This is a genomic window from Pseudomonas kitaguniensis (genome assembly GCF_049199985.1).
GTDB classification, from domain to species: domain Bacteria; phylum Pseudomonadota; class Gammaproteobacteria; order Pseudomonadales; family Pseudomonadaceae; genus Aquipseudomonas; species Aquipseudomonas kitaguniensis.
In genome coordinates this window covers 330653-350671 of the sequence record NZ_JBLZPT010000004.1, presented here as the reverse complement: position 1 = coordinate 350671, position 20019 = coordinate 330653, and the positions used below count along the sequence as shown (strand labels likewise).

The window sequence follows — 20019 nt, the reverse complement described above, 5'->3', positions numbered from 1 at the left end:
CGTATATCGCGTTCTTGGGAATGGATTTGAGGGTGTCTGAATCAGGGCAAATGAGCGGACGCCGCTCACTGAGTAAGCAAGGAGACTCTGAGATACGACGGTTGCTGCATAACGCGGCGTCAGCAGGCATCAAATCAAAAGCCTGGAAATACCTGTATGAAGGCTACTTGGCCAGAGGCCTGAAAACGACTCAGGCCCTGGTCATCATCGCCCGCAAGCTGGCTCGCATCGCGTTTTCTCTCATGAAAAACCTGAGCGAATACCAGTCGAAAGCGGTTTTGGAGGCTTCCCCAAAACCATAGAATCTCCCACAGTTGACCGAGTTCGGCTTGTGAGATTGGGCCGTGACAGGCGCCCCGTTAGCCTGCCTTGAGTTGCTCACGCGGCAACGAACACACCTCATCCAGAAACTTCACCACCGTGCCCATGCACGCTTGGCGTTCTTCCACGTGCGGCATGTGGCTGGAGTCCTCAAACAACGCCCAGCGCACCTCTGCGATTTCATCCAGGAACGGCTTGACCACCAACGGCGTGGCCTCGTCGTGGCGGCCAGAGATCACCAGCGTCGGCACATTGATCGCCGACAGCCGGCCAATCACGTTCCAGTCTTTCAAACTGCCAATGACGTGAAACTCCGTCGGGCCGCTCATCGCGTGGTACACCGTCGGGTCTGCATCCACTTGGGCAAACGTGCGCGCTACGCTTTCGGGCCACGGGTTGACCCGACACACGTGCTGGTCATAAAAAACCCGCGAGGCGGCAAGGTATTCCGGGTCTTGATAGGTGCCGGCGGCCTCATGCTTGAGCAAGGTTTCATGCACGCCTTCGGGCAGCAATTTGCGCAAGCGGTTGGCTTCGCTGACCCATGTGCGCATGCACGTCGGCGAGTTCGCCGGGATAAACGCGCGCAGGCCCTTGGGTTGGAGAATCGCGTGCTCGCTGCCGAGCATGCCGCCCCAGGATTGGCCAAGGATCGCGTAGTTATCGCTGATTTGCAGATGGTCGAGCAGGTTGTTCAATTCGTCGAGGAACAGCGCGATAGTCCAGAAAGACGCGGGCTTACCCGGCAAGTGCGTGGAACGGCCATTACCCAACTGGTCGTAGTGAATAACCGCGTGGCCGCTGGCTGCGACATCCTTGAAGGCGTCAACATAATCATGCGTGCAGCCGGGGCCGCCGTGGATGATCACCAACGGTGTACGGCCGCTGGTCAGGTCGCCGGTAACGCGGTACCAGGTCTGGTACGCGCCGAACACCGCATAGCCTTCGGTGACTTTCTCGAAGAATTCCATTTCGTACCCTGCTCTGAAAAAAGGATCATGAGTACGATAGTCGGCATGCGAAGTTTAAGTAACTAGCAAAACAGCTAGGTTTTTCCGACAGCTCACTCTTCAAGCAAGCGGTAGTGGGTGGCGCGAACTACCGCTTGAACGCGGTTTTTAGCGCCCAGTTTGTGCATCGCCGACGCCAGGTGCAGGGTGACCACTGCCAGTGAGCGGCTCAACTGCGTGGCGATTTCGGCGGCGGTTAAACCTTCCGCGGCCCATTTCAGGCACTCGCGCTCGCGCTTGGTCAGACGAATATGCGGGTAAGTGCGCAGTTCCTTGCTGAACAACGGGTACAGTGCTTCCTGCAGGGCGTGCGTAATCAGGCTGAAATCGACCAAGGTGTGCCGGGCGTCCTTCAATACGGTACTCGCCTTGCCGGTACGCAGGCCGGTCAGCGAAGCGAAGCCGCCGCGCGGCAGGTGAATCGGCACGCTGACGCCGCAGGTCAGGTGGCGCTCATGCAGGTAGGAAGACACCGGCGCATGGCACGGATCAATGATGTCTTGCAGCGCGGTCTGGGCGTTGGCGTCGTAGGACCACACGAATGGCGACACCGTGCTCAGCGCGAGGTGTTGCACCGGGTCGATCTGGTAAAAACCTTCGCTGCACCATAAGGCGTGCCAATCGGGCGGCGTGTTGCGCAGTTCCAGCACCGAGGGCGTGATCAGTGAGCCGTCCTGGTCGATGGGCACCGGGGTGTAGTCGTACACCAGCGCATCAAAACCAAGCTGCTGGGCCAGAATAAACGTATGGTCCATCTGCTCATCCAGGCTCCTGCCCGGTGTCAGAGGGTTATTGAAGGCAGTTAGTTTGGCCAGCATCCGTTCTGCTCCCGAATTCATTTGAATCTCGACGTGCGGCACGTAGAATGCCACGCCCCGGCGAAGGACTGCCAGGCTAAACCTATAAGAAATACTAGGTTATGGACGCACGGCATCCTCGGTAATGTTGGCCTGATAAACGGCCGCTGCCTGCCAGGCCGATACAACACAAGGAATGTATGCATGTGGCGTGAAATTGACCCCGACCAGCAGTACAACGTGCAAGTCGACGGCCATAACCTCGTGGTCTACAGCTTCGGCGAAGGCGATGAGGTGCTCTTGTGTCTCAATGGCGGCCCAGGCCTGCCGTGTGACTACTTGCGCGACGCCCATGGCTGGCTCAAAGCGCATAACCTGCGAGTGGTTGCATTTGACCAGCTTGGCACCGGCGCATCAGCCAGACCGACCGACGTTTCGCTGTGGGAAATCAGTCGTTATGTCGAAGAAGTCGAGCGCGTACGCCAAGCCCTGAACCTCGGCCGCGTGCACCTGCTGGGGCATTCCTGGGGCGGTTGGCTGGGCATCGAATACGCGATCCATTACCCCGACGCGCTGAAAAGCCTGATCCTCGAAAACACCGTTGGCGACATTCCGCACCTGTCTCAAGAACTCCAACGCTTGCGCGGCGCCCTCGGCAGTGAAACCGTGGCCATGATGCAGCGCCACGAAGCCATGGGCACCCTCGATCACCCGCAGTATCAAGCCGCGATTACCTTGCTCAACTACCGCCACGTTTGCCGCCTGGACGAATGGCCCGAGCCGGTCAAACGCTCGCTCGGCGACTGGAACATGGGGCCTTACGAAACCATGCAAGGCCCGAACGAGTTCCTTTATATCGGTAATCTGAAGGATTGGAACCGCCTCGCCGAGATGGCCGCGTTTACCATGCCGATACTGATCACCACCGGCCAGCACGATGAACTCACGCCCGCTTGCGCCCTGCGCATGAAACTTGCCGCCAAACACGCCGAGTTACACGTGTTCCCGAACAGCAGCCACATGCCGTTTTATGAGGAGCCCCAGGCGTACTTCCCCGTGCTGCTGGACTTTCTCGCTCGGCACCGGGGCTGACGGATGAACCTGGCGCGTTACCGATTTGTACTTTACCGGCCGCTGCAATTGCTGCCGGTGCTGTTTGGCATCAGCCTGATTACCTTTGTGCTGGTGCGCTCCATCCCCGGCGATCCGGCGCGTGCGCTGTTGGGCTCGCGCAGCACGCCAGACGCGTTGCTGAAAATTCGCGCCCAATACGGCCTTGATCAGCCGTTGTGGCTGCAATATTTTTACTTCCTCAAAAACCTGCTTAAAGGCGACCTCGGCCAATCGTTGCTGTACAAGGTTGACGCGCTGAAGCTGATCGTCACGCGCATCGAGCCGACCCTGGTGCTGGTGCTCGGCAGTGTGCTGCTGGCGCTGTTGATCGCGGTGCCGCTGGCAACGCTGGCGGCGCGCAATAAAGGCCGCTGGGCGGATACGCTGATTCGGTTGTTCACCACGGTCGGGCTGGGCATGCCGGCGTTCTGGCTGGGCCTGATGTTGATTTTGTTGCTGAGCGTGCAGTGGGGGCTGTTCCCGGTGTCCGGCTACGGGCGCACCCTCGTCGATAAGGCTCACCACATGGTTCTGCCGTGTTTGACCATCGCCCTCGCGCTGTCGGCGGTGCTGGTGCGCAACCTGCGCGCGAGCATGTTGATGGAGTTGCAGGCCGATCACGTCACCGCCGCCCGCGCGCGCGGGTTATCGGAGGCTGCCGTGTTCCGTCGCCATGTGTTGCCCAACTCGCTGGTGCCGGCGGTTAACCTGTTGGCGGTGAACATTGGGTGGCTGATCAGCGGCACCGTGGTGATTGAAAGTCTGTTCGCGATTCCCGGCATCGGCCAGTTGCTGGTGCGCGGCATCTTTACCCGCGATTACATGGTGGTGCAAGGCGTGGCCATGGTGTTGGCCTGCGCGACGGTGGTGGTCAACTTTGTCGCCGACGTGGCGACGGTAGCGCTCGACCCACGGGTGAAAATGCAATGAGCAGCCGACCGCTGATTGCCCCGTGGCGTTTGCGCCTGCGCTTCGGGTTTCGCAACGGCCGCCTGACCGCCGCGTGGGGCGTGTTGATCTTGTCGGCGTGGTTCGTCCTGGCGCTGTTCGCGCCGTGGCTTGCGCCGTATGACCCGATTGCCCAACACACCGATTTGAATTTATTGGCACCCAGCCTCGCCCACCCATTTGGCACGGATAACTACGGCCGGGATATTCTTTCCAGGGTGATCTGGGGTGCGCGGGTTGACCTGCAACTGGCCATCATTGGCGTGATCTTCCCGTTCATGATCGGCACCTTTGTCGGTGCGGTCTCGGGCTACATCGGCGGGCTTTTCGACAGCGTTTGCATGCGCGTGATCGACGTGATCCTGGCCTTCCCGTTCCTGGTGTTGATGCTGGCGATCATGGCCATCCTCGGGCCGGGCTTGAAGAGTTTTTATATCGCCATGGCGTTGGTCGGGTGGGTGTCGTATGCGCGGCTGATCCGCTCGCAGATCCTGGTGCTCAAGGAAAGCGACTTCGCGCTGGCCGCCAAGAGCCTGGGGTTTGGCCATGGGCGCATTTTATTCCGGCATTTGTTGCCGAATGCCCTGTTCGGCTCGATTGTGTTTTCCATGTCTGACGCGGTGCTGGTGCTGCTCAATGGCGCCGCCGTGAGCTACCTTGGCCTGGGCGTGCAACCGCCGACTGCCGAGTGGGGCACGATGGTCGCCGAAGGTCAGGCGTTCATCACCACCGCGTGGTGGATCTGCACCTTTCCCGGCCTGGCGATTGTGACCCTGGCCATGGGGTTCAGCCTGCTTGCCGACGGTGTGGCGCAAGTGCTGGGGGACCGCTCATGAGTCTGCTTGAAGTGCGCGACCTGAGCGTGATTGCCAACAACAGCGGGCGCGATGTGACCCTGGTGGACCGGGTGTCCTTCGACCTCGCCGAAGCTGAAATCCTTGGCCTGGTGGGCGAGAGCGGCTCGGGCAAAACCATGGCCTGTCGCGGGCTGATGCGCTTGCTGCCGTCGCCCAATCTGCGCGTGCAGGGCGGCGCGGTGCGGCTGGCCGGTCAGGATTTGCTGCCACTCAGCGATGCCGGCATGCGCGCTGTGCGTGGCGGGCAATTGGGCATGATCTTCCAGAACCCCAGCAGCCATCTCGACCCGCTGATGCGCATCGGCGAACAGATCGCCGAGGGCATTCGCCTGCACCAGGGCGTGTCGAAAAAAGACGCGCGCCTGCAAGCCATCGAAGTGCTGCGCCAGGTCGGCATACCCGACCCCAAGGCGCGTGTCGACAACTACCCGCACGAGTTCTCCGGCGGCATGCGCCAACGCGCGATGATCGCCGTCGCGCTGGGCTGCAACCCGAAAGTGCTGATTGCCGACGAGCCGACCACGGCGCTGGATGTAACGGTGCAGGCGCAAATCCTGCGCCTGTTGCTGGACCTGCGCGACCAGCGCGGCCTGTCGATCATCATGATCACCCACGACCTCGGCGTGGTCGCACAAACCTGCGACTCCATCGCGGTGATGTACGCCGGGCGCCTGTGCGAACACGGCAGCAAGTATGCGCTGCTGGCGCATCCGCAACACCCGTACACCGCGGGCCTGATCGATTGCCAGCCCGCGCACAGCAGCGGCCACGCCTTGCTGCGCACGATTGCCGGCCAGCCGCCGTTGCTGGATGCGCTGCCCGCCGGTTGCCGCTTCAGCCCGCGCTGCCCGCACGTCGGCGCTGTGTGCACCGAGCTGCTGCCGGAAGGCGCGCGGGTGGCCTGCCACTATCCCTTGGGAGTTCGCCCGTGAGCCTGTTGCAGATCAAGGACCTTGAGGTGCGTTTTGCGGCGTCCGGCAGCGGCCTGTTCGGCCTCAACAAGCAGTGGGTGAGGGCGGTCAACGGTGTGTCGCTGAACCTCGCGGCGGGTCAAACCCTGGGGTTGGTCGGTGAGTCCGGCAGCGGCAAAAGCACCCTCGGTCGGGCGATTTTGCACCTTAACCCGATCAGCGCCGGGCAGGTGTTGTTTGACGGTGTCGACATGGCCCACGGCAGCAGCATCGACATCGCCCGCCTGCGCCACGAAACCGCGATGATTTTCCAGGACCCGTACGCGGCGCTGAACCCGCGCCAGACCCTGGGTGAAACCCTCGCCGAAGTATTACGCGTACAGCGCAAAGTCGCCCCGCAGCAAATCCCCGCCCGCGTGGTTGAGCTGCTCGAATTGGTGGGCCTGCGCCCTGAGTTGGCCAGCCGCAAACCCGGCTCCCTGAGCGGCGGCCAGTGCCAGCGCGTCGGCATCGCGCGGGCGCTGGCGGTGGAGCCGCGCTTGATCATTGCCGATGAATGCGTGGCGGCGCTGGACGTGTCGATCCAGGGCCAGATCATCAACCTGTTGCTGGAACTGCAACAGCGCATGAACCTGGCCATCCTGTTTATCGCGCATGACTTGGCCATCGTGCGTCGCCTGTGCGACCGCGTGGCGGTGATGTACTTGGGCAAAATTGTTGAAGAGGGGCCGGTGGAGGCGGTATTTACCTCGCCGCGCCATCCGTATACGGCGGCGTTGATCGAAGCGATTCCCGAGATCGACCCACACCGGCGCTTGCCTGCGCAGCCATTGCCCGGTGAGCCGCCGAGCCCGCTGAATTTGCCCACAGGCTGCGCCTTTCACCCGCGCTGCCGACACGCCCGGAGCATGTGTTCCGTGGTGTTGCCGCCGACCCATTTCCTGCACGAGCATCGGTACAGTTGCGTGCTTGAAGAGCCTTTGCTTTGACCCATTTCTGCCATTCATAGACAAGGAGTTATGACATGCAATCCCGTCACTTGAAGTTGCTCGCCGCCGCTACATTGACCGCCTGGTCGCTCACCGCCGGGTTGGCGAACGCCGCTGGCGTGTTGACCATCGGTTGCCGTGAAGACAGCACCACCTTTGACCCGATCAAAAGTGCGCAGAACCGCGACACGTGGGTGTTCGCCAACGTCTACGACACGCTGGTACGCGTGGACAACCTGGGCACGAAGATGGAACCGGGCCTGGCACAAAGCTGGGAGATTTCTGCGGACGGCCTGACCTACACCTTCAAACTGCGCGATGCGAAGTTCTCCGACGGTTCGCCGATTACCGCCGAAGACGCCGCGTTCAGCCTGTTGCGCATCCGCGACAACAAGGCCTCGCTGTGGAGCGACCCGTTCAGCCTGATCAACACCGCGACGGCCAGCGACCCGCAAACCCTGGTGGTCACCCTGAAAACCCCGGCAGTGGCGTTCCTCTCGCAATTGGCCTCGCCGACGGTGTCGATCCTGTCGGAAAAAGCCATGACCAAGATGGGCGAAGACGCCTACTCGGAAAACCCGGTGACCTCCGGCGCGTTTACCGTGGAGGAATGGCGCAAGGGTGACCGCGTCATCCTCAAGAAGAACCCGAACTTCTGGCAGGCCAAGAACGTGAGCCTGGATGGCGTGGAATGGGTGTCGGTGACCGACGACAATACGCGCATGCGTATGGTGCAGAACAACGAACTCGACACGGCGATCTTTGTACCGTTCTCGCGTGTGGAGGAGCTGAAAAAAGACCAGAACGTGGTGATCCACGCCGACCCGTCCACCCGTGAAGACCACTTGCTGATCAACCACGCCCATGGCCTGTTGGCCAAACAGGAAGTGCGTGAGGCGCTGGACATGGCCATCGACAAACAATCGCTGGTCAAGACCGCCACGTACGGTCAGGGCACCGTGGCCTATTCCTACATTCCCAAAGGTTCGCTGTACCACTACGCCAACAACCTGCAACGCCCGTATGACCCCGCGGCCGCCAAGAAGCTGCTGGCCGCTGCCGGTGCGCAGGACTTGAAGCTCAACTACGTGGTCAACGCCGGCAACGAAGCCGACGAGCAGATTGCGGTGATCATCAAGGACCAGTTGGCCAAGGTCGGCGTAACCGCCAACTTGCAGAAGGTTGACCCGACCCAAAGCTGGCAGATGCTGGTGGACGGTGAGTACGATATTTCGGTGATGTACTGGACCAACGATATTCTCGACCCGGACCAGAAGACCACCTTCGTGTTGGGCCACGACACCAACCAGAACTACATGACCCGTTACAAGAACGACAAGGTCAAGGCGCTGGTGACGGCGGCACGCATCGAGGCCGACCCGGTGAAGCGTGAGCAGATGTATGTCGAGCTACAGAAGATGGCGAAACAGGACGTGAACTGGATCGACTTGTACTACAGCCCCTATATCAACATCTCTCGCAAGAATGTGAGCAATTTCCTGCAGAACCCATTGGGCCGTTTCACCCTGGAAGACGTGGTCAAAAACTAAGATCCCAACAGCGCTGCAATACGGCCATCCCGGTTTAACGCGGCGCTTATCAGATCAAAAGCGGCTTTTGCATACTCAGCAGGTCTGCTTTTTGTGGGAGCGGGCTTGCTCGCGATTGCGCTGTCTCAGTTGAAAAATACTTATCTGACACAGCGTATTCGCGAGCAAGCCCGCTCCCACAGGTAATAGCTTATTTGTCGTTTGATGAGCGCTGTGTCAGTTTTTATTGCGCATCAAACGCCTGCCCATTGATGCCGGTGCTGTCCGGCCCCATCAGGTACAGGTACACCGGCATGATCTCTTCCGGCGCTGGCCTTTCCATCGGGTTTTCACCGGGGTACGCCTGGGCGCGCATGCTGGTGCGTGTGCCGCCTGGATTGATGCTGTTGGCGCGAACCGACGCCACCTCGTCCAGCTCATCGGCCAGGGTTTGCATCAGGCCTTCGGTGGCAAACTTCGACACGCCATAAGCGCCCCAATACGCACGGCCCTTGCGCCCGACGCTGCTGGAGGTGAACACCACCGACGCATCCTGAGACAGCTTGAGCAGCGGCAGCAAGGTGTTGGTCAGCATGAACATCGCGTTGACGTTGACGTGCATCACCCGCATGAAATTCTCACCGGACAACTGCTCGATCGGCGTGCGTGGGCCGATGATCGAGGCGTTGTGCAGCAGGCCGTCGAGGCGGCCGAAGGCCTTTTCGATCATCGCTGCCAGTTCATCGTATTGATGCGGCAGGGCGGTCTCCAGGTTGAACGGAATCACTACCGGTTGTGGCTGGCCGGCCGCTTCGATCTCGTCATATACCTGGGCCAGGTTGGCCTCGGTCTTGCCCAGCAACAGCACGGTGGCGCCATGCGCGGCATAGGTTTTCGCCGCCGCCGCGCCAATCCCGCGCCCGGCACCGGTCACCAGAATCACCCGGCCTTTGAGCAGTTCTGGACGTGCGGAGTAATCAAACATACATAACCTCGACAAAACTCAGTGGGTTGCCAGCAACGAACTTGAAAACACTACAAATCCCCTGTGGGGGATCTTCATCTGTCATTAAGCCGCGTGAGCACTCAGCAACTGCACAGTGCGTTATCCAGCACCTTGCGCAGTTCCAGCGGGTGGTCCACCACCACATCGGCGCCCCAGTGGCGCGGGTTGTCGTCCGGGTGGATGTAGCCGAAAGTCACCGCTGCGGTGCGGGTGCCGGCGTCGCGACCGGACTCGATGTCGCGCAGGTCATCGCCCACGAACAACACGCTGGCCGGGTCGAGGCCGAGCATTTTGCACGCCAGAATCAGCGGCTCCGGGTCGGGCTTGCTGTTCTTCACGTGATCAGGGCAAATCAACAGCGCCGAGCGCTCGGCCAGGCCCAACTGCTGCATGATCGGCTCGGCAAAACGCAGCGGCTTGTTGGTGACCACGCCCCAGACCAGGTTGGCTTTCTCGATGTCTTCGAGCAACTCGGCCATGCCGTCGAACAGCTTGCTGTGGATCGCGCAGCCTTTGAGGTAACGCTCCAGAAACTCCTCGCGCAGCGCTTCAAAGCCGGGTGACTCCGGGTCCATCGAGAAGGTCACGGCAACCATTGCGCGTGCGCCGCCGGAGATTTCATCGCGGATGTGCTGGTCGTTGATCGGCGCCAGGCCACGGTCTGCGCGCATGGCCTGGCAGATCGCGATAAAGTCCGGCGCGGTGTCGAGTAACGTACCGTCCATATCGAAGAGAACCGCTCGCAACTTCACAGGCTTACTCCTCGCGCAGGGTCTGGATCATGTAGTTGACGTCAACGTCACTGGCCAGCTTGTAATGCTTGGTCAGCGGGTTGTAGGTCAGGCCGATGATGTCTTTGACGGTCAGCCCGGCCTGACGGCTCCAGGCGCCCAGCTCGCTTGGGCGGATGAATTTTTTGAAGTCATGCGTGCCGCGCGGCAGCAACTTCATGATGTATTCAGCGCCGATGATCGCGAACAGGTAAGCCTTGGGGTTGCGGTTGATGGTAGAAAAGAACACCTGGCCGCCGGGCTTGACCATGCGAAAGCACGCGCGGATGACTGACGACGGGTCTGGCACGTGTTCGAGCATTTCGAGGCACGTGACCACGTCGAACTGTTCCGGCAATTCGATGGCGAGGTCTTCGGCGGTGATCTGGCGATACTCAACGTTCACGCCGGATTCCAACTGGTGCAACTGCGCCACCGCCAGTGGCGCTTCGCCCATGTCGATGCCCATTACGCTGGCGCCGCGCTGGGCCATGGCTTCGCTGAGGATGCCGCCGCCGCAGCCGACGTCGAGTACCTTCTTGCCGGCGAGGTTGACGCGTTCGTCAATCCAGTTAACCCGCAGCGGGTTGATGTCGTGCAGCGGTTTGAACTCGCTTTCGCGGTCCCACCAGCGGTGAGCCAAGGCTTCGAATTTGGCGATTTCGGCGTGGTCGACGTTGCTCATGGTGAATCCTCTAAATCTGATAAATCGGTTTGCAGGGGTCGAAGCGTGTTTTCAACACCTGCGTTATTCGCTGTGCCCGCTGATGCGTTGGCCCCAGGCAATGGCCGTGGCGGTCAACTGGGGTTCATCCATGCGGGTCAATTGCCGGTTGTCGAGCAGCTGCTTGCCGGCGACCCAAAGGTGTTTCACGCAATCGCGTCCGGTGGCATATATAAGTTGTGAGACCGGATCGTAGATCGGTTGTTGCGCCAGCCCCGACAAATCAAACGCCACCATATCGGCGGCCTTGCCGACCTCCAGCGAGCCAATCTGGCTTTCCAGGCCCATGGCGCGCGCACCATTGAGCGTAGCCATGCGCAGCGCGCGGTGGGCGTCGAGGGCTGTGGCCGAGCCGGCGACGGCTTTGGCCAGCATCGCGGCGGTACGGGTTTCGCCCAACAGGTCGAGGTCATTGTTGCTGGCCGCGCCATCGGTGCCGATCGCCACATTGACCCCAGCCTGCCACAAACGCTCAACCGGGCAGAAGCCGCTGGCGAGTTTCAGGTTGGACTCCGGGCAATGAATAACGCTGGTGTTGCTTTCTACCAGTAACGCCAGGTCGTCCTCGCTGATTTGGGTCATGTGCACGGCCTGGAAGCGCGGGCCCAGCAAGCCAAGGCGACCCAGGCGCGCGAGCGGGCGCTCACCGGTTTGCTCCACGGCTTGCTGCACTTCAGAGGCGGTTTCATGCACATGCATGTGAATCGCCGCGTCGAGTTCTTCGGCGATCACACGGATTTTTTCGAGGTTGTCATCGCACACGGTGTACGGCGCGTGGGGGCCGAAGGTGATTTTGATGCGCGGGTGGTGCTTGAGGTCGCCGAACAGCTCGATGCCCTGGCGAATCGACTCGTCGGCCGTGCTGGCGCCGGGAATCGGGAAGTCGAGGATAGGGATCGCGATCTGCGCGCGCATGCCGCTATTGTGTACGCAGTCGCTGGCGACCTTGGGGTAGAAGTACATGTCACTGAAGCAGGTGATGCCACCTTTGAGCTGCTCGGCGATGGCCAGGTCAGTGCCGTCGCGCACGAAGGCTTCATCGACCCACTTGGCCTCGGCAGGCCATATGTGCTTTTCGAGCCAGGTCATCAGCGGCAGGTCATCGGCCAGGCCGCGAAACAGGCTCATCGCCGCATGCCCGTGGGCGTTGATCAGGCCGGGGCTGAGCAGCATGCCCGGCAGCTCGCGCACCTCGTTGGCGGCGAGCTTCAAGGCCGCGGCGCGCGGCCCGATGAACGCAATGCACCCATCGCGAATGCCCAGGCCATGCTCCTTGAGTACCACGCCAGCGGGTTCGACAGGTACCAGCCAGGTGGGCAGCAGCAACAAGTCGAGCGGGGCGGCAGTGGGGGTCATCGCAGGCTTCTTCCCGAGGAACTATAAAAGAAGCGCGAAGTATACCCGAGCGCCTTGGCTGGCGGATCGCTATAATCGGCCGCTTTTGTTCATGAGTACGGGGTAAGGGATGCGCGACCGACTGTTGGCTGCGGAGAAAGTGAAGGCCATCGAGTGGCGTGATGGCGCACTGCACCTGCTGGATCAGCGTGCCTTGCCGTCCCGGGAAAACTGGGTGGTCTGCACCACGGTCGAGGCCGTGGCGGCGGCCATTCGCTCGATGGTGGTGCGCGGCGCAGCGGCCATCGGTATCAGCGCCGCCTATGGCTTGGTGCTCGCCGCCCGCGCGCGATTCGCCGAGGGCGGTGACTGGCAGGCTGCGTGGGAAGAAGACTACGCGCTGCTGGCCGAGGCCCGCCCGACTGCAGCGAACCTGTTCTGGGCGCTGAACCGCATGCGTGAGCGCCTCGACCGCCTCAAGCCACACGCCGACCCGCTGGCGGTGCTGGAGGCGCAAGCCATCGCTATTCATGAAAGCGACCGCGAAGCCAACGTCGTCATGGCTCAATTTGGGCTCGATCGAATTCGCAAGCACCAGGGTAACCCGCAGGCGATCCTGACACACGGCAACGCCGGTGCCCTGGCCACGGGCGGTGTCGGTACGGCCCTCGGGGTGATTCGCGCGGCCTTTCTGGAGGGGTTGGTCGAGCAGGTCTACGCCAATGAAACCCGCCCGTGGTTGCAGGGTTCGCGGTTAACCGCCTGGGAGCTGGCGGGCGAGGGCATCCCGGTCACGGTGAATGCCGACTCGGCCGGCGCGCATATTCTCAAGACCAAAGGCGTGACCTGGGTGATTGTCGGTGCCGACTGCATCGCCGCCAATGGTGATGTGATCAGCAAGATCGGCACCTATCAGTTGGCTGTCTGCGCCATGCACCATGGCGTGCGCTTTATGGTGGTGGCGCCGAGCTCAACGCTCGACCTGCTGATCGCCTCTGGCGATGACGTCGCCCTTGAAGAGCGTGATGCCGGTGAGTTGCTGGAGGTGCCGGGGCAGCGCCTGGATGTGGCGGCTTATAACCCGGTGTTCGACGTCACCCCGGCCGACCTGATTGATGTGATCGTGACTGAAAAAGGCATCGTCGAGCGGCCCGATGCGGCCAAATTGGCTAAGTTGATGTCCCGCAAGCGCTTGCATTGATCGCTGCGGCGCCTGTTGAATCGCTATCGCGAGCAAGCCCGCTCCCACACTGATGTGTGAACACATTCAACATGTGGGAGCGGGCTTGCTCGCGATAGGCCGTTAAGGCCAATAAACCTTTCGGATCTGCCCCCAAAAAAACGCACGACCCCACCTCTGAGCCCCTCTCGTCGCCCTCAAGCGTATTATCTGCCAACTTACTATGCTCCATGCGCATCAGGGGGATAGGTGCGTGGCGGCGATTGTGATAACATCCGGCGGTTTCCAGGGCTGCCCCGAGGGGTTGCCTGTAACGTGCAGATCCGTGTCATAACTCGTTGATTTGTCGTAAGTCGTTGTCAGGCACTCTGCCGGCAGCGGCGAGCTTCGTTTGTCCCATAGGATGTGACGAGGTTTCACCCGAAAAAGGAATCAGGCTTCTCATGGGCGAACTGGCCAAAGAAATCCTCCCGGTCAATATCGAAGACGAGCTGAAACAGTCCTACCTCGACTACGCGATGAGCGTAATTGTCGGGCGGGCACTGCCTGATGCGCGCGATGGCTTGAAGCCCGTGCACCGGCGTGTGCTGTTCGCGATGAGCGAGCTGGGTAACGACTGGAACAAGCCGTACAAGAAATCTGCCCGTGTTGTCGGTGACGTGATCGGTAAGTATCACCCTCACGGCGACACTGCGGTGTACGACACCATTGTTCGGATGGCGCAGCCATTTTCCCTGCGCTACCTGCTGGTAGACGGCCAGGGCAACTTCGGTTCGGTCGACGGCGACAACGCCGCGGCCATGCGATACACCGAAGTGCGTATGACCAAGCTGGCGCACGAACTGCTGGCCGACCTGCATAAAGAAACCGTGGACTGGGTGCCGAACTACGACGGCACCGAAATGATCCCGGCGGTCATGCCAACGCGTATTCCCAACCTGCTGGTCAACGGTTCCAGCGGCATCGCCGTGGGCATGGCCACCAACATCCCGCCACACAACCTCGGTGAAGTCATCGACGGTTGCCTGGCCCTCATCGACAATCCTGAGCTGACCATCGATGAGCTGATGCAATACATTCCCGGTCCGGACTTCCCGACCGCTGCGATCATCAACGGTCGCGCCGGTATCATCGAAGCCTACCGCACCGGTCGCGGGCGCATTTACATGCGTGCCCGCTCGATGATCGAAGACATCGACAAGGTCGGTGGCCGTCAGCAGATCGTCATTACCGAACTGCCTTACCAGTTGAACAAGGCGCGTCTGATCGAGAAGATCGCCGAACTGGTTAAAGAGAAGAAGCTGGAAGGCATCACCGAGCTGCGCGACGAGTCCGACAAAGACGGTATGCGCGTGGTGATCGAGCTGCGTCGTGGCGAAGTGCCCGAGGTGATCCTCAACAACCTCTACGCCCAGACCCAGCTGCAAAGCGTGTTTGGTATCAACGTGGTTGCGCTGATCGACGGCCGCCCGCGCATCCTGAACCTCAAGGACCTGCTGGAAGCCTTCGTGCGTCACCGCCGCGAAGTGGTCACCCGGCGTACCGTGTTCGAACTGCGCAAGGCGCGTGAGCGCGGGCATATCCTTGAAGGCCAGGCCGTTGCACTGTCGAACATAGACCCGGTTATTGCCCTGATCAAAGCCTCGCCGACCCCGTCGGAAGCCAAAGAGGCGCTGATCAAGATGCCGTGGGAATCCAGCGCCGTAGTGGCGATGGTTGAGCGCGCCGGCGCCGACTCTTGCCGCCCGGAGACCCTCGACCCGCAATACGGTCTGCGCGAAGGCAAGTACTTCCTGTCGCCGGAACAGGCTCAGGCCATTCTGGAACTGCGTCTGCACCGTTTGACCGGTCTTGAGCACGAGAAGCTGCTGGCCGAGTACCAGGAGATCCTTAACCAGATCGGCGAGTTGATCCGCATCCTCAACAGCGCCGTGCGCCTGATGGAAGTGATCCGCGAAGAACTCGAAGTGATCCGCGCCGAATACGGCGACGTGCGCCGCACCGAAATCCTCGATGCACGCCTCGACCTGACGCTGGGTGACATGATCCCGGAAGAAGAGCGCGTAGTGACCATCTCTCACGGCGGTTATGCCAAGACCCAGCCGTTGGCTGCGTACCAGGCCCAGCGTCGTGGCGGTAAAGGCAAATCGGCGACCGGCGTAAAAGATGAGGACTACATTGCTCACCTGCTGGTAGCCAACAGCCACACCACGCTGCTGCTGTTCTCCAGCAAAGGCAAAGTGTATTGGCTGAAAACCTACGAAATTCCGGAAGCCTCGCGCGCAGCCCGTGGCCGCCCATTGGTCAACCTGTTGCCGCTGGACAGTGATGAATACATCACCACCATGTTGCCGGTCGACGAATACACCGAAGGTCACTTCATCTTCATGGCGACCGCCAAAGGCACCGTGAAGAAGACCCCGCTGGAATCCTTCAGCCGTCAGCGCAGCGTGGGCCTGATCGCCCTCGAGCTGGACGAAGGCGACGTGTTGATTTCGGCCGCCATCACCGACGGCGAGCGTGAAGTCATGCTGTTCTCCGATGGCGGTAAAGTGACACGCTTCAAGGAATCCGACGTTCGCGCCATGGGCCGTACCGCCCGCGGTGTGCGCGGCATGCGCCTGCCGGAAGGGCAGAAGCTGATTTCGATGCTGATCCCGGAAGAAGGCAGCCAGATCCTCACCGCTTCGGCGCGTGGTTATGGCAAACGTACCGCTATCAGCGAGTTCCCGGAGTACAAGCGTGGCGGCCAAGGCGTGATCGCCATGGTCAGCAACGACCGCAACGGCCGTCTGGTCGGCGCGGTGCAGGTGCTTGATGGCGAAGAAATCATGCTGATTTCCGACCAGGGCACGCTCGTACGTACCCGTGTCGCTGAAGTGTCGAGCCTGGGCCGTAATACTCAGGGTGTGACGCTGATCAAGCTGGCCAAAGACGAAAAACTGGTCGGCCTGGAGCGTGTGCAGGAACCGTCGGAAGTTGAAGGCGAAGAGCTGGAAGACGATGAAGCGCTTGATGGCGAGGTCATCGCAACCGGCGATGAAAACGTCGACGAGCCAACCCTCGATGCTGCCGCAGACGAAGAAGAACCGCAGGAATAAGCGGACACACAGGGGGCGGATGAAGATTCGCCCCCTTGTTGTTTGTCCGCACGGAAATGTCGACCGAATATGTTTGCGTGACCACCACCAGATCAAAGTGAGATTGGATGTGAGCAAGAGAGCCTATAACTTCTGTGCCGGTCCCGCGGCGCTTCCTGAAGCAGTCCTGCAGCGTGCGCAGGGTGAACTCCTCGACTGGCATGGAAAAGGCCTCTCTGTGATGGAAATGAGCCATCGCAGCGATGAGTTCGTGTCCATTGCCACCAAAGCCGAGCAGGATCTGCGCGACTTGCTCGGCATCCCCTCCCACTACAAAGTGCTGTTCCTGCAAGGCGGCGCGAGCCAGCAGTTCGCCCAGATCCCGCTGAACCTGCTGCCGGAAGGCGGCACCGCCGACTATATCGACACCGGTATCTGGGGCCAGAAGGCCATTGAAGAGGCCTCGCGTTACGGCAACGTCAATGTGGCGGGCACCGCCAAGCCTTACGACTACTTCGCCATTCCCGGTCAGAACGAGTGGAAGCTGTCTGCGGATGCGGCCTACGTGCATTACGTAGCGAACGAGACCATTGGCGGCCTGGAGTTTGACTGGGTACCGCAAGTCGGTGACGTACCGTTGGTGTGCGACATGTCTTCGGACATCCTTTCGCGCCCGATCGATGTGTCCAAATACGGCATGATCTACGCCGGTGCCCAGAAGAACATCGGCCCGAGCGGCATTTTGGTCAACATCGTTCGTGAAGACCTGCTGGGCCGTGCGCGTTCGCTGTGCCCGACCATGCTCAATTACAAGGTCGCGGCCGACAACGGCTCGATGTACAACACCCCGCCGGCGTTCGCCTGGTACCTCTCCGGCCTGGTCTTCGAGTGGCTGAAAGAGCAGGGCGGTGTTGCCGCCATGGGCAAGCTTAACGAGGTGAAAAAGCGCACCCTGTACGACTTCATCGACGCCAGCGGCTTGTACAGCAACCCTATCAACGTGCCCGACCGCTCGTGGATGAACGTGCCGTTCCGCCTGGCTGATGACCGCCTGGACAAACCTTTCCTGGCCGGCGCCGACGCGCGCGGCCTGCTGAACCTCAAGGGCCACCGTTCGGTAGGTGGCATGCGTGCCTCCATCTACAACGCTGTCGACATCCACGCGATCAACGCGCTGGTTGCCTACATGGCGGAGTTCGAAAAGGAACATGGCTAATGTCTGATCAAGAACTCAAGGCTCTGCGTGTTCGCATTGACAGCCTGGATGAAAAAATCCAGCAGATGATCAGTGAGCGTGCGCGCTGCGCTCAGGAAGTTGCACGGGTAAAAATGGCATCGTTGGCGGAAGGCGAAGTGCCGGTGTTCTACCGGCCTGAGCGTGAAGCGCAGGTGCTCAAGCGCGTGATGGAGCGTAATCAAGGCCCGTTGGGCAATGAAGAAATGGCGCGCTTGTTCCGTGAAATCATGTCGTCGTGCCTGGCCCTGGAGCAGCCATTGAAAGTGGCGTATCTCGGCCCTGAAGGCACTTTCACCCAAGCCGCTGCGATGAAGCACTTCGGCCATGCGGTGATCAGCAAGCCCATGGCGGCAATCGACGAAGTGTTCCGTGAAGTGGCGGCCGGCGCGGTGAACTTTGGCGTGGTGCCGGTGGAAAACTCCACCGAAGGTGCGGTCAACCACACGCTGGACAGCTTTCTTGAGCACGACATGGTGATCTGCGGCGAAGTCGAGCTGCGCATCCACCACCACCTGCTGGTGGGCGAGAGCACCAAAACCGACAGTATCAGCCGTATTTATTCCCACGCGCAGTCGTTGGCCCAGTGCCGCAAGTGGCTGGACGCGCATTACCCGAATGTCGAGCGCGTGGCGGTGTCCAGCAACGCCGAAGCGGCCAAGCGGGTCAAGGGTGAGTGGAACTCGGCGGCGATTGCCGGCGATATGGCAGCGGGCTTGTATGGCCTGACGCGCCTGGCTGAAAAAATCGAAGACCGCCCGGACAATTCCACGCGCTTTTTGATGATCGGTAGCCAGGAAGTGCCGCCAACCGGCGACGACAAGACTTCGATCATCGTCTCGATGAGCAACAAGCCCGGCGCGCTGCATGAGCTGCTGGTGCCGTTCCACGACAACGGGATTGACCTGACGCGAATCGAAACGCGCCCTTCGCGCAGCGGTAAATGGACCTATGTGTTCTTTATCGACTTCATCGGCCACCACCGTGACCCGCTGGTCAAGGGTGTGCTGGAGAAAATCAGTCAGGAAGCCGTCGCACTCAAGGTGCTTGGCTCTTACCCGAAAGCGGTTTTGTGAGGCTTTAACATGAGTGGCAACTTCCTCGCCCTTGCGCAGCCGGGCGTGCAACAACTCTCGCCTTACGTTCCAGGCAAGCCTGTGGATGAGCTGGCGCGTGAGTTGAATCTCGACCCGGCCAGCATTGTAAAACTGGCCAGTAACGAAAACCCGCTGGGCCCAAGCCCCAAGGTATTGGCGGCGATTCGTGATGCGCTTGCCGAGCTGACGCGTTATCCGGATGGCAATGGTTTTGCCCTCAAGTCTTTGCTGGCCGAAAAGTGCCGCGTCGAGCTGAACCAGGTAACGCTGGGTAACGGTTCCAACGACATTCTCGAGTTGGTTGGGCGTGCTTACCTGGCACCCGGCTTGAATGCCGTGTTCAGCGACCACGCATTTGCGGTGTATCCGATCGTGACCCAGGCCGTCGGCGCCGATGCACGGGTTATTCCAGCCAAAGCGTGGGGGCATGACCTGCCAGCCATGCTGGCGGCGATTGACGCCCAGACCCGCGTGGTGTTTATCGCCAACCCGAACAACCCGACCGGCACCTGGTTTGATGCGCAAGCACTCAACGACTTCCTGCAAGACGTGCCGGAGCACGTGCTGGTGGTGCTGGACGAGGCCTACATCGAGTACGCCGAAGGTGGCGACCTGCCGGATGGCCTGGATTTTCTGGCGGCGTACCCAAACCTGCTGGTCTCGCGCACGTTCTCCAAGGCGTACGGCCTGGCGTCGCTGCGGGTCGGCTACGGCTTGTCGACGGCGGTGGTTGCCGACGTGCTGAACCGCGTGCGCCAACCGTTCAACGTCAACAGCCTCGCCCTGGCGGCGGCCTGTGCGGCGGTGCAGGATACCGACTACCTGGCAGAAAGCCGTCGCATCAACCAAAGCGGCATGCTGCAACTGCAGCAAGGCTTGCGTGAGTTGGGCCTGGGCTGGATTCCTTCCAAGGGCAACTTTATTTGCGCCGATCTCGGTCAAGTGGCTGCGCCGGTGTTTCAGGGTTTGCTGCGCGAAGGCGTGATCGTGCGCCCGGTGGCCAATTACGGCATGCCCAACCATCTGCGTATCACCATCGGCTTGCCGGCCGAGAATGCACGCTTCCTGGAGGCACTGGCCAAGGTTCTGGCTCGTGGTTGATGTCACTGCATTGCAAC

18 protein-coding genes are annotated in these 20019 nt (G+C 60.8%); 12 read left to right on the top strand and 6 right to left on the bottom strand.

Annotated features, from left to right (window positions below; genetic code table 11):
* The coding region (locus tag ACOZK9_RS08820; RefSeq protein ID WP_421555624.1) for a transposase at positions 1-302 on the top strand (302 nt) is incomplete at its 5' end.
* Between the two features lie 57 nt (positions 303-359).
* On the opposite strand, the gene ACOZK9_RS08815 is transcribed toward ACOZK9_RS08820, so the two are convergent.
* Both ACOZK9_RS08815 and ACOZK9_RS08810 read right to left on the bottom strand, forming a co-directional pair.
* Positions 360-1292, bottom strand: coding sequence for a proline iminopeptidase-family hydrolase (locus ACOZK9_RS08815; RefSeq protein WP_421555623.1), 933 nt, complete (start codon positions 1290-1292; stop codon positions 360-362).
* 92 nt (positions 1293-1384) lie between these two features.
* The gene (locus ACOZK9_RS08810) at positions 1385-2149 is read right to left on the bottom strand and encodes a LuxR family transcriptional regulator (protein WP_122251415.1); all 765 of its coding nucleotides are present in this window, start codon (positions 2147-2149) and stop codon (positions 1385-1387) included.
* Positions 2150-2332: 183 nt separating this feature from the next.
* Between ACOZK9_RS08810 and ACOZK9_RS08805 the strand changes: the two genes are divergently transcribed.
* From ACOZK9_RS08805 to ACOZK9_RS08780, 6 genes are read left to right on the top strand one after another with little or no spacing between them, the layout of a single operon-like run.
* A complete protein-coding gene (locus tag ACOZK9_RS08805; RefSeq protein ID WP_058412946.1) occupies positions 2333-3220 on the top strand; it encodes a proline iminopeptidase-family hydrolase in 888 nt (295 codons plus the stop codon).
* 3 nt (positions 3221-3223) lie between these two features.
* On the top strand, positions 3224-4171 hold the full coding sequence (locus ACOZK9_RS08800) for an ABC transporter permease (protein WP_122251416.1): 948 nt from the start codon (positions 3224-3226) through the stop codon (positions 4169-4171).
* A complete protein-coding gene (locus tag ACOZK9_RS08795; protein WP_421555622.1) occupies positions 4168-5025 on the top strand; it encodes an ABC transporter permease in 858 nt (285 codons plus the stop codon). Before ACOZK9_RS08800 ends, ACOZK9_RS08795 begins: the two co-directional genes overlap by 4 nt.
* Entirely contained in the window at positions 5022-5978 is a 957-nt protein-coding gene (locus tag ACOZK9_RS08790) for an ABC transporter ATP-binding protein (RefSeq protein ID WP_421555621.1), read from the top strand. The genes ACOZK9_RS08795 and ACOZK9_RS08790 overlap by 4 nt, the downstream gene beginning before the upstream one ends.
* Positions 5975-6946 carry an ABC transporter ATP-binding protein gene (locus tag ACOZK9_RS08785; protein WP_058412942.1) on the top strand — a complete coding sequence of 324 codons (972 nt, stop codon included), beginning with the start codon at positions 5975-5977 and terminating at the stop codon, positions 6944-6946. The genes ACOZK9_RS08790 and ACOZK9_RS08785 overlap by 4 nt, the downstream gene beginning before the upstream one ends.
* Positions 6947-6981: 35 nt before the next feature.
* On the top strand, positions 6982-8496 hold the full coding sequence (locus tag ACOZK9_RS08780; protein WP_421555620.1) for an ABC transporter substrate-binding protein: 1515 nt from the start codon (positions 6982-6984) through the stop codon (positions 8494-8496).
* A gap of 223 nt (positions 8497-8719) precedes the next feature.
* On the opposite strand, the gene ACOZK9_RS08775 is transcribed toward ACOZK9_RS08780, so the two are convergent.
* The 4 genes from ACOZK9_RS08775 to ACOZK9_RS08760 all read right to left on the bottom strand — a co-directional run bounded on the left by ACOZK9_RS08775 (position 8720) and on the right by ACOZK9_RS08760 (position 12331).
* Positions 8720-9460 (bottom strand): YciK family oxidoreductase, encoded by a 741-nt coding sequence (locus ACOZK9_RS08775; protein WP_058412940.1) that lies wholly within the window; start codon positions 9458-9460, stop codon positions 8720-8722.
* 101 nt (positions 9461-9561) lie between these two features.
* Positions 9562-10233, bottom strand: coding sequence for an N-acetylmuramic acid 6-phosphate phosphatase MupP (mupP, locus tag ACOZK9_RS08770; protein WP_058412939.1), 672 nt, complete (start codon positions 10231-10233; stop codon positions 9562-9564).
* Between the two features lie 4 nt (positions 10234-10237).
* On the bottom strand, positions 10238-10936 hold the full coding sequence (gene ubiG / locus ACOZK9_RS08765) for a bifunctional 2-polyprenyl-6-hydroxyphenol methylase/3-demethylubiquinol 3-O-methyltransferase UbiG (protein ID WP_058412938.1): 699 nt from the start codon (positions 10934-10936) through the stop codon (positions 10238-10240).
* 63 nt (positions 10937-10999) lie between these two features.
* The gene (locus ACOZK9_RS08760) at positions 11000-12331 is read right to left on the bottom strand and encodes a TRZ/ATZ family hydrolase (protein WP_152751137.1); all 1332 of its coding nucleotides are present in this window, start codon (positions 12329-12331) and stop codon (positions 11000-11002) included.
* Between the two features lie 109 nt (positions 12332-12440).
* On the opposite strand from ACOZK9_RS08760, the gene mtnA reads away from it, so the two are divergent.
* From mtnA to hisC, 5 genes are all read left to right on the top strand, one after another.
* A complete protein-coding gene (gene mtnA / locus ACOZK9_RS08755) occupies positions 12441-13511 on the top strand; it encodes an S-methyl-5-thioribose-1-phosphate isomerase (protein ID WP_421555619.1) in 1071 nt (356 codons plus the stop codon).
* A 422-nt stretch (positions 13512-13933) separates the two neighbouring features.
* On the top strand, positions 13934-16591 hold the full coding sequence (gene gyrA / locus ACOZK9_RS08750) for a DNA gyrase subunit A (protein ID WP_122250455.1): 2658 nt from the start codon (positions 13934-13936) through the stop codon (positions 16589-16591).
* A gap of 109 nt (positions 16592-16700) precedes the next feature.
* Positions 16701-17786: a 3-phosphoserine/phosphohydroxythreonine transaminase gene (gene serC, locus ACOZK9_RS08745; RefSeq protein ID WP_058412953.1), complete on the top strand. Its 1086-nt coding sequence runs from the start codon at positions 16701-16703 to the stop codon at positions 17784-17786.
* On the top strand, positions 17786-18880 hold the full coding sequence (gene pheA / locus ACOZK9_RS08740) for a prephenate dehydratase (RefSeq protein ID WP_058412934.1): 1095 nt from the start codon (positions 17786-17788) through the stop codon (positions 18878-18880). The genes serC and pheA overlap by 1 nt, the downstream gene beginning before the upstream one ends.
* Positions 18881-18889: 9 nt before the next feature.
* Positions 18890-20002 carry a histidinol-phosphate transaminase gene (gene hisC, locus ACOZK9_RS08735; RefSeq protein WP_058412933.1) on the top strand — a complete coding sequence of 371 codons (1113 nt, stop codon included), beginning with the start codon at positions 18890-18892 and terminating at the stop codon, positions 20000-20002.
* Positions 20003-20019 lie beyond the last annotated feature (17 nt).